The 9,583-nt window shown below is 57.7% G+C and carries 7 protein-coding genes; 6 read left to right on the forward strand and 1 reads right to left on the reverse strand.

Annotated features, from left to right (window positions below):
• The 5 genes from JWR14_RS02855 to JWR14_RS02875 all read left to right on the forward strand — a co-directional run.
• Positions 1-404 (forward strand): c-type cytochrome (locus JWR14_RS02855; RefSeq protein ID WP_299700957.1); only part of this gene is annotated, 404 nt, incomplete at its 5' end.
• A gap of 110 nt (positions 405-514) precedes the next feature.
• Positions 515-2,752: an FdhF/YdeP family oxidoreductase gene (locus tag JWR14_RS02860; RefSeq protein ID WP_299700960.1), complete on the forward strand. Its 2,238-nt coding sequence runs from the start codon at positions 515-517 to the stop codon at positions 2,750-2,752.
• A 235-nt stretch (positions 2,753-2,987) separates the two neighbouring features.
• The gene (locus JWR14_RS02865) at positions 2,988-4,235 is read left to right on the forward strand and encodes a cytochrome c (RefSeq protein WP_299700972.1); all 1,248 of its coding nucleotides are present in this window, start codon (positions 2,988-2,990) and stop codon (positions 4,233-4,235) included.
• A 120-nt stretch (positions 4,236-4,355) separates the two neighbouring features.
• Positions 4,356-4,577: a hypothetical protein gene (locus JWR14_RS02870; RefSeq protein ID WP_299700963.1), complete on the forward strand. Its 222-nt coding sequence runs from the start codon at positions 4,356-4,358 to the stop codon at positions 4,575-4,577.
• Positions 4,578-4,655: 78 nt separating this feature from the next.
• The gene (locus tag JWR14_RS02875; RefSeq protein WP_299700966.1) at positions 4,656-4,853 is read left to right on the forward strand and encodes a hypothetical protein; all 198 of its coding nucleotides are present in this window, start codon (positions 4,656-4,658) and stop codon (positions 4,851-4,853) included.
• A gap of 590 nt (positions 4,854-5,443) precedes the next feature.
• On the opposite strand, the gene JWR14_RS02880 is transcribed toward JWR14_RS02875, so the two are convergent.
• On the reverse strand, positions 5,444-5,695 hold the full coding sequence (locus JWR14_RS02880) for a DUF2934 domain-containing protein (protein WP_299700969.1): 252 nt from the start codon (positions 5,693-5,695) through the stop codon (positions 5,444-5,446).
• Between the two features lie 1,936 nt (positions 5,696-7,631).
• Here JWR14_RS02880 and JWR14_RS38510 point away from each other — a divergent pair.
• Positions 7,632-8,162 (forward strand): BLUF domain-containing protein, encoded by a 531-nt coding sequence (locus tag JWR14_RS38510; RefSeq protein WP_366144501.1) that lies wholly within the window; start codon positions 7,632-7,634, stop codon positions 8,160-8,162.
• Positions 8,163-9,583: the final 1,421 nt, after the last annotated feature.

A 9,583-nucleotide genomic window follows, 5' to 3' on the forward strand; every position in this document is an offset into this window, starting at 1 on the left:
TTTTCAAATGTCCCGATGAGCGCGCGCCAGGACAGACGAACATGAAATCGGCCGTTATCCTTTCGGCGCTGCTGTTCGCGCTGAGCGCTTGTGGGAACAAGCCGCCGTCGTATGACGCCGCGACCGGCGGTAACCCGCAACGCGGCCGCGAGGCCATCGTGAGCTACGGCTGCGGTGCCTGCCACAAGATCGATGGAATTCCGAACGCCTATGGACTGATCGGCCCGAGCTTGCAAGACATAGGAGAGCGTAGCTATGTCGGTGGAAACCTTCCCAATTCCCCCGAGAACCTCGAAGCGTGGATCCGCCATCCGCGACAGGTCGATCCTCATGCAGCAATGCCCGAGTTAAACGTGACCGAAGCCGATGCGCGTGACATTGCGGCTTATCTATATCACCAGTGAACAGAACGCAGCGAATCCACGGCAATCTGACGAGACACGCATGCGAATGACTCAGGCAAGCCACGGGGAACACGCATTGCTACAAAAGGTACCTTTTCAGGAGCGTAGACATGACAGCGCACGAAGAGTCCGACGCATACAAGAATGCATCTGGCGGCTGGGGATCAATAAAAGCCGTCACCCGTGCCCTCTTTCAAGAGCATGTCGCAGTCGATGGCAGTCGTGTCCTCATGCATCAGAACAAACCGGACGGGTTCATGTGTGTGAGCTGTTCCTGGGCGAAGCCCAAGGATCCCCACACCTTCGAGTTCTGTGAAAGCGGTGCGAAAGCGACCGCTTGGGACCTGACGTCGAAACGCGTCGATCCTGATTTTTTCGCCCACCACACGGTGTCCGCGCTGAATAGCTGGCACGATCACGAACTCGAGGAGGCCGGACGCGTCGCGGCTCCTCTACGTTGGGATCCGGCGACCGACAGGTACCTCGAAGTCTCGTGGGACGACGCATTTGCTGAGATCGGTCGCGAACTAAACGCGCTCGAGACTGCCTACATGTATCAGTTGTTCTCGCGCATGTATGGCACCAACAACGTACCCGACAGCTCGAACATGTGCCACGAGAGCACGAGCGTCGGGCTGAAGGAAGCGATCGGCGTAGGCGTGGGCACCATCACGCTCGACGATTTCGAGAAGACCGACTTGATGTTCTTCTTTGGCCAGAATGTTGGCACGAACAGTCCGCGGATGCTGCATCAATTGCAGGATGCCCGCAAGCGCGGCGTGCCAATCATCACGTTCAATCCAATTCGTGAGCCGGGCCTGGTCAGCTTCGTCAATCCGGAGTCGCCGCTACAGATGCTCACGCCCGGCTCAACGGAAATCAGCACGCAATACCATCAGGTGGTGGCCGGCGGTGACAGCGCGGCGATTACGGGTATCTGCAAGGCGCTGCTCGAGGCTGACGACGAAGCGCTCTCCAGCGGCAGGCCCCGGCTTCTAGGTATCGAATTCATCAAAGAACATACGACCGGTTTCGCCGAATTTGCCGCGTTCGTCCGTCAATGCGACTGGGCGGAAATCGAACGCGTCAGCGCGCTCACGCGCGAAGCGCCCACACAAGCCGCTGCTGAATACGGCCGTGCACATGCCGTGATTGCCCACTACGGCATGGGGCTCACGCAACACCGGATGGGTGTACAGAATGTGCGGCTCCTGATGAACCTGCTCCTGATGAGGGGCAATATCGGCAAGCCGGGCGCGGGACCCTCACCGGTGAGGGGACACTCGAATGTGCAGGGGCAACGGACCGTCGGGGTCACGGAAAAGCCTGAACTCGCGCCGCTCGACAAATTGGCGGAACAATACCAATTCGAGCCGCCGCGCGACACAGGCATGAATACAGTGGAAGCATGCGAGGCCATCGTGGCCGGTAAGGTACGTGCCGTATTCCAGCTTGGCGGTAATTTGGTGCGCTCGGTGCCGGATCGATCAGTGATTGAGCCTGCCTGGAGCAAGCTAAGGCTGACCGTGAACATCACGACAAAGCTCAACCGCAGCCATTTGATTCATGGTGAGATTTCCTACGTCCTTCCCTGCCTGAGTCGGATCGAAATCGACGAGCAGGCCGGCAAGACACAAGCCGTCTCGATGGAAGACAGCACCGGTTGCATGCATGGCTCACGAGGCGTAGCGAAACCCGCCAGCGAAAAACTGCGCTCGGAGCCAAGGATCGTCGCCGGGATTGCGAAGGCGACTCTCGGGCCGGCTTCGACCGTCGACTGGGACGCGTGGGCGAACAACTACGCCTCAATCAGAGATGCGATCGCGCAAACGTACCCGAAGATTTTCCACGATTTCAACTCGCGTATGTGGACACCCGGCGGCTTCCATCAGCCGCTGCCCGCATCTAAGCGCAAATGGGAAACGAAGAGCGGCAAGGCCGAATTTCTGACGTCCGCCACACTCTTCGAGGACCCGGACGTGCACGGCATAGACGAGAACACCCTTCGACTTTTTACCTTGCGCAGCGACAGCCAGTTCAACACGACCATCTATAATCTTGACGACCGTTTCCGAGGGGTGCACGGCAGCCGGATGGTACTACTGATGAATGAGAAGGACATGGATCGCCTAGGACTTTCTGCCGAACAGGAGATCACGCTGGAGACAGTCGCCGACGACCGCGTAGAACGACGGGTTAGCGGTTTAAAGATAAAGAACTTTGATCTACCAGCAGGATGTGTGGGCGGCTATTACCCGGAATGCAACCCGCTGCTTCCTCTTTGGCACTACGCCAAGCAGAGCAAGGTGCCGGCCGCCAAATTGATTCCCGTCAGGATCGTCGCCTGATCCTCGCGCGCGGCGTGAACGACAGGCAATTTCGGTGCTCGGCGACCGTAGATTGTGCCCGAGGCAGACAGTCATTGAAGGAGAATGCGACGTGCTCGGACCGCGTTTTGGCCCACGGCGAGGGTCTGCAAGTCAGTGTGCAGCAAGGGGGCGTTCTCCGCTCCGTCCGTCCAGACATGTATGGTTCGGCCGTGTCGGCAACGGTGGTACATGGCTGTTGGCGTTTCCGGCCTTCCTGCTCTGCCTGGCCGGACAGGCGCACGCCCAGGATCAGCCGGCGGCATCCGCACCGGCATTGATCGCTCGCGGCGAATATTTGGCGAAAGCGGCTGATTGTGCCGGTTGCCACACCGCGCCGATGGGTGGCGCGCCGTACGCGGGTGGCCTCGAGATGACTTCACCGTTTGGCACCATCGTGAGCAGCAATATCACCCCGGACAGGCGGTTCGGCATTGGCGCCTATAGCTACGCAGATTTTGAACGGGCACTTCGCGAAGGCGTCGCGCCTGGCAACAAGCGCCTTTATCCGGCGATGCCTTACGTCTCTTTCTCCAAGGTCTCGGACGACGATATACGCGCGCTTTACGCTTACATGATGAATGGCGTGAAGCCCGTAGCGAAGCCTGCACCGACCACACGCGTGCCCTTCCCCTTCAACCAGCGCTGGGCACTCGCGTTCTGGGACTTCGTGTTCGCGCCATCCGGGCATTTCCAGCCAAGTTCCGATCGTGATGCCCAATGGAATCGAGGGGCTTATCTTGTACAGTCGCTGGGCCACTGCGGTTCATGCCACACCCCGCGGGGGGTCGGCTATCAGGAACGGGGCTATGACGACTCGTCGAAGGAATACCTGTCGGGCGGCGTCAACGATACCTGGTATGCGCCGAATCTCAGAGGCGACACTGGCTCGGGCCTTGGGCGCGTCAGCCAGGACGAACTCGCGGCGTTCCTGAAAACGGGGCACGGCGCCGGCGTCGCCGCTTTCGGCAGCATGGTCGGGACCGTCGAGGACAGTCTGCAATACCTGAGCGACGATGACCTGCATGCTATCTCCCGGTATCTGAAGGCGCTACCTGCCACCGGCGCGGCCGACGGACAGTACAAGCCGTCATCGCAGTCAGTTGAAAAAACGCGGGCTCCAGACAAGCCGTCCGCGACCGGAACGGCAGTCTATGCATCGTTCTGCGCGCAATGCCATCAGGCCAACGGTGCAGGCATCTCGCAGACGTTTCCCAAACTCGCCGGCAATCCTATGGTCATCAGCGAAGATACGACCTCGCTGATTCGCTTGTTGGTTGAAGGCGGTAATAGTCCCGCGACAGTGAGCGGGCCACCTCGCCAGGCGATGCCCGCCTTTGCCGGCATTCTGACGGATGCACAGATCGCCGAGGTTCTGACCTTTATCCGGGCCTCATGGGGTAATGACGCGCGGCCCGTTACGACAAGTAACGTTGCTTCGTTGCGCAGTGAGTTGCACAAGTAGATGCGAGCTACCAACGTCTCTGCCTTAAGGTAATTCCCAACCGAGATTGACGTACGTCGCAAGTCAACCGTCGACGTGCTGTGCATGCTAGATTGATGGTTCGCATGAGAGGAGATTTCCATGCCGGACACGTACAAGGATTTTACATTTGAAGCTTCCGCTGTCGCGGTCGCGCCTGACGAATTTCGAGGTACGGCGGTGATTTCTAAGGGAGATAGCATCGTTTGGAAGGAGACAAATGAGACATCCTTTCCGACCGAGGCGGAAGCTCGCACGGACGCGGAAATTACTGCGCCCAACGTCATCGATCATCTCATCGAAAGTGGGGAGCTGAAAGAGTAGAAATGCCTCGCGGACGGCCACGTAGATGCGAGCCCGTCTGTTGTTCACGAAGCCGCCGTAGAAACTTTGGAGCCTCATATGACTGAACGACTCAGTACACAAGCGGAAGCCGCGCTTGTGGAACTCAGTGAAGGAACGGCGACCGAACAGCCGCTTATGGTTGAGCCGGACACGCGGGCCGAGCTCGAAAAGCACGGATTAATTTCAGCGACGACGCACGGTGGTTTTTTGATCACGGAGAAGGGGCTGGTTTACGTGCAAAAAATGAAGAATTGATGTCCGATTCCTTCATAGATTTTTTCCCGTTCAGTAGCGCGCTTCCGCGCTGTATTCGAAGCGGAGTTGCGCTGCGTAACTCGCATCTTCGGATGTCGCGATGGGCTGACTGCACCGGCCGTTTCCTTATGCAAGTTTTCCACGATCAAAGAGCTCGGCCTCGCGCCGGCTATTCCGTTGCGCCAAGCCATCCCGGGCTCGCGATGGCTTGGCGATTACGCCTGCCGTAGGTAAGATCGAAGTGGCTAATGTATGGCGACCGTGCGCAGTCTTGGGCCGAATGTAGTGCGGCAAGTAATGGATTTCCTGCTCAACCGAAGCTCTGTTGCGCCTACGCTGTCCCGCCGTGACGAAATAGAAGCGTGGAGCGCCGCAAATGATTCCCCGCAATACAGTCAAGCCGTCAAACCCGCCCGTTTAACGATCTACCGGTTCAAGCTCGGGCTAGGTGGTTTGACAGCGTAAAACCCGCACCGTGGTGAGCCCATGGCGCCACGCTCCAACACAGTTCTGGACAATTTTGGCGCCGGAGTGGGCACCAAGATGGATCTAGTTATAGAGCGATCTTCGGTTACCTTCTATCGACCGTATCACTGCGCCTGGAAGTGCCGAAGCCGATGCCAATACTCCTCTTCGCGGCCTTCGGGGCGTCCCTCTTGTTGCCACAGCACATGCGCCCGCTCGCGGAGGTGTTGGTCCAAAACCCGATGCCAATATTCCTCTGCGCACCCCTCGGGGCCTCCGTCTGCTTCCCAGAGCAGGTCGGCGCGTTCGCGGACGAACTGCTCTAAGCCAACTTTCGTTTCAGCACTCTGTTCAACATCGTCACCATAGGGAGCCATTTGGCCGCCTCGACCGACGTGAATTCTTGTCAAGCTGCCAAGCTCAGCATCTGGGGCCAAACCGCCGTGCGCGGCCGCCTCCAGTGCCTTTGCTGCGTATTCGGCATCATCCGCGACTGTACCCAGCGCCCTAGCGTGACCGGGTAGGTGTGTAGTACAACGCCACTACTGCTAATACATCGACCAATCGCTCTTTCATGACAGTATTCCTCGGACTTTCCGCATATGGGTGCTTCCACCACCAAAAATTCGCGACGGCGCGTAAGTATTTTTTGAGCATCTCTTACTGCTCTTGTTCCAAGCCTAAACATCGATTTAGATGTCGTGCAGCGGGGATCTTCCGAGTAGCACCCAGCGATTTCGCATGTACGAAGATCGAAAGGACACGCGGTGATTTCGCGATAGTCCTCTACGCGGAGAGCATGTCAATTAGGACTGTCTGTTGCACGAACGTCAATGCCGCAATTGGCTTACTTTCGAGATTATTGCCGCGTCATCCGTAACTCCTCCACCGGTACACGAGTCCTCTCCACATAACGCTGGCATGGCCCCAAGTCAGTTAAGCGGTCGCCAAACCGGAAGCTCATACCACGCCCCCAATGAACTCAGAAAAGTCGCTGACATCATTGCTTTATTTTTCCGGTCCCGGCGCTTCCCGACGCACCTTCCGGCGACATTGCCTTTTCGCGCTTTTGCATCAGGGTGCTCTGCCCGCTGCCGCTTCCTCCTCCGGCATTGGTTGCGCTTCCCGTGTTGTTCCCAGTAACTCCTGGGTTAGGACGCTGTCCGACTCCTTGATCGGTGGGCGCGGGCGCGCTCGCATCGTTTTGAGCATAAGCCAACACGCTCCCAAAGATGTAGATCGCGCATACGCCCGTCTTTAATGAGTTCATCTTCGCCTCCATATTTTCAGCAACGCTACGGCGCTGCGCTGGTTAATAACGCAGCATATGGCGTGCCCAGGAGTGGCAGCTACAGTAATCGACCCCTCGCACCGATGACCAGTTGCCGACCATCGGCGGCCGGGATCGCCGACTCTCGCTTACCCCGATTCCAATTTTAGACGACGGGCGACTGTGGGCCTTTTCGCGGTTCGTATTGTCCTGCTATCCGTTTGATCAGCGTACTTCCGCGGCGGACATACACACCGCTGCCAACTATCAATTACTAGTGGGCGAATTGAGTTCGATCACGGAGTACACGTTTCCTTATCGGTCGGACGCTCCTAGCTCGTCCCCAACACTCACACGCCTAGTTTGGACAAATCCATGATTCGCCTCAACCTGTGGCGACCTGTTCGGGCGGCGCCAACACGCCGATCCAAGAATGGCTCCGTAACGCCGCCCATTACGCCCTTCTGACTCGTTCATAAGCGCGGTGAAGCCATGCTGAACAGCGGTAGCCGTCTCGGAAGCATCGTGCCGCTGCGCTTCTCTCACGCCCAGAGGCATCCCGCTGAGATCTCCGTTGAAGTGAGCCGCGGCCAACAATTGATGTCGATCAGTTCGCCAGCTTCTGATGGACGCAGCCCGTTGCTTACCTGCGGGAGCAGCTGAAGTGATCTGCATCGGCGAGGTGAGGATCGCAGTGAGCCGCTGGACATGCTTGCAGGGTCGACACGGTTGCTGGCACGGCGATGTGATGCGTTACCTTTCGCTAATTGGTCTGGGCTCGATATAAGTGTCTTTGACACTCGGCGAACGCCAGCTATGAATGTTCATGGTCTTCTTATGTACGCAGTCGCACAGCGACGGAGCAATTTTGACCGTACCGTCAAAGCGGAATCTGACCGGGTTTGCCCTGCCGACGCTGATCAGACGCGTTGATCGGAGATGCATTTCGATTTGATCGCAGCAAGAGCAGACAAAAGTAGCCGGGCCGCTTAGATGCCCGACCCCGGTCGGTCATAGCCTTGTATGATTTGTGGGTTGCAAAGATGCCCAGCGTCTCGAAACAGCAACGCGTGCCAACGCCTCCACCCCTGCTCTGCGTACTCTATGTGAGCCGGGTTCGGGCTTCGCTGCGGCGCGCCGACATCGACGCCATCATATTGGTGTCTTTGCAACGTAATAGGGCAGATGGCATTACGGGCTTCTTGATTAGGGCCGGAGAAAATTTCATTGAGTACCTCGAGGGTACCCAATCTTGCGTCGCGAACTGTTTCCGAAGAATCGAGAGAGACCCGCGTCATACGAACGTTTCGCTTATCGCGTGCGCGCGACTATGCTCGAGGCAATTCAGTAGTTGGGAAATGCGTTACTTTCGGGGAGACGCCAATGGCACTGAACAACTAGAACCGACGTTCTTCAAATTCCAGGGCGGCGACCGCGCACTGATCGATGAGGCCGTGCGTATCAACTCGGCGGCGTACCGCCCCAAGCGCGCTGCGAACCTTGCGATTGAGCTTGGGATTGAGGTCGCCCCAGGTACCGTTCTCTTAAGGCATTATCGTAGGTCACTTGGCTGATACAGGGTATCAGAGAAGGCCTCCGGATCGCACCAGCGCGCCGAAGGTCAAGTGTGTTCCCGAGAAACCGAAGTGCCTGACCATATAACTAGACCTCATCGGCGTTGGTCGCGCGAGTTGATGGCCCCGGCGCCGTGCGATTCGTAAAGTCTATCGGCGAGCGATGTAAAACGGCCCTGCGCAAAAAGGGCGTTTGAGCAGCACCGGAGATCGATGGCATTCCGGTTTTGGCCGGTAATGCTACAGAACATGAACTTTGGATAATCCCTAGCCGATATTACGCTGTGGTAAGTGTCCGAAAGCTACCGGATTGCTGCGCCACCCCCCATCGCTACCCGAAACATACCTGTCCATTTACCACAATAACGGTTCGCCTTGGTCGTGTGATCGTGTCGCTTGCGGCAAGCATTGCGCGCCTATCAGTTTTTGAGCAACGCACTCGAGCGGTGTCTCAACGACTCTTCGATATCCGCTCCACGTCCATAATGAACGCGCTGATGCGCACGTTATTCGGTTGGAAGCCCCTGCTGGCGTTTTTGGAACGGAACGCTGGTGGAGTGCGGATCGGAGCTTCCGTGGGGTTTACCCCCGTTTAGGCGAGCTTAAGATGTTATCCATCGATCGTCGGCGTGTCGACTGTCTGCCTGGTGCCGTTACCGGGCGCCGAACAAAGTGAAAATCTGCGCCTTGGTAATTTAAGACTCACTGACACAGCTCCGGAAAAAACCCAGGGGCCGGCGCTTTCGCGTGACATGTCCGTCCGCGGATGTCGCTGATCGACCTGACCTCTTGAGCAGCGTATCTGCGCGGCCGAAAGTGTTTCCTTGCGACGCGGATCTTGTGCTTCGACCGTCCGCTGATACTGCGGCAGGTCCTTCGACTGTTGTCCCGCCTGTGCGCCGATTAGCATACCGTCAGATCAGTACTCAAAGCGCGAATAGCACCGCGACGATCACCGACGGCAACTGGACGATTTGAACGGCCTTCGAAGTCCAAGGAGCGGCGCAACAATGAAGCTAAGCAGCACGGCCAGCGTAATCGGAATCAGCACGCCGCGCCCCATGTACAGCGCGGCGATTACGATCATGCCGCCAGTTAGCAAATTTTGCGCACGCGAGCTCTGCGAGGCAGGAGCCAATAGTTCCGGCCGGCTCGGTGGTAGATGCGCTGGTGATCGGCCTTTATGCCCGAGTCGTGCGCGATCACACATGCCGGCGGACGCAAACGCTGTACGGGCATGCATGCGCGAAAGACGTTCCGAACGGCATCTGTCACCCCGCGAAGAAAGCAGGCTCAGCCTCATGCAAACACCTTGGCCAGCGTAATCGACAGATCGCGAACAGGCTTCCCGTCGCATGTCAAATTCCGTTCGCAAAAAATGGTAATGGCGGCCCCACTCCGACATCGACGCTCGATCTAGT

The organism is Caballeronia sp. (assembly GCF_028292365.1).
Taxonomy (GTDB): domain Bacteria; phylum Pseudomonadota; class Gammaproteobacteria; order Burkholderiales; family Burkholderiaceae; genus Caballeronia.

What these genes read in the sequence shown, in the direction of transcription:
- JWR14_RS02860 (WP_299700960.1), top strand. Translation starts at nt 515, where the DNA reads ATGACAGCGCACGAAGAGTCCGACGCATACAAGAATGCATCTGGCGGC.
- JWR14_RS02870 (WP_299700963.1), top strand. Translation starts at nt 4,356, where the DNA reads ATGCCGGACACGTACAAGGATTTTACATTTGAAGCTTCCGCTGTCGCG.
- JWR14_RS02875 (WP_299700966.1), top strand. Translation starts at nt 4,656, where the DNA reads ATGACTGAACGACTCAGTACACAAGCGGAAGCCGCGCTTGTGGAACTC.
- JWR14_RS02880 (WP_299700969.1), bottom strand. Translation starts at nt 5,695, where the DNA reads ATGGCTCCCTATGGTGACGATGTTGAACAGAGTGCTGAAACGAAAGTT.
- JWR14_RS38510 (WP_366144501.1), top strand. Translation starts at nt 7,632, where the DNA reads ATGCCCAGCGTCTCGAAACAGCAACGCGTGCCAACGCCTCCACCCCTG.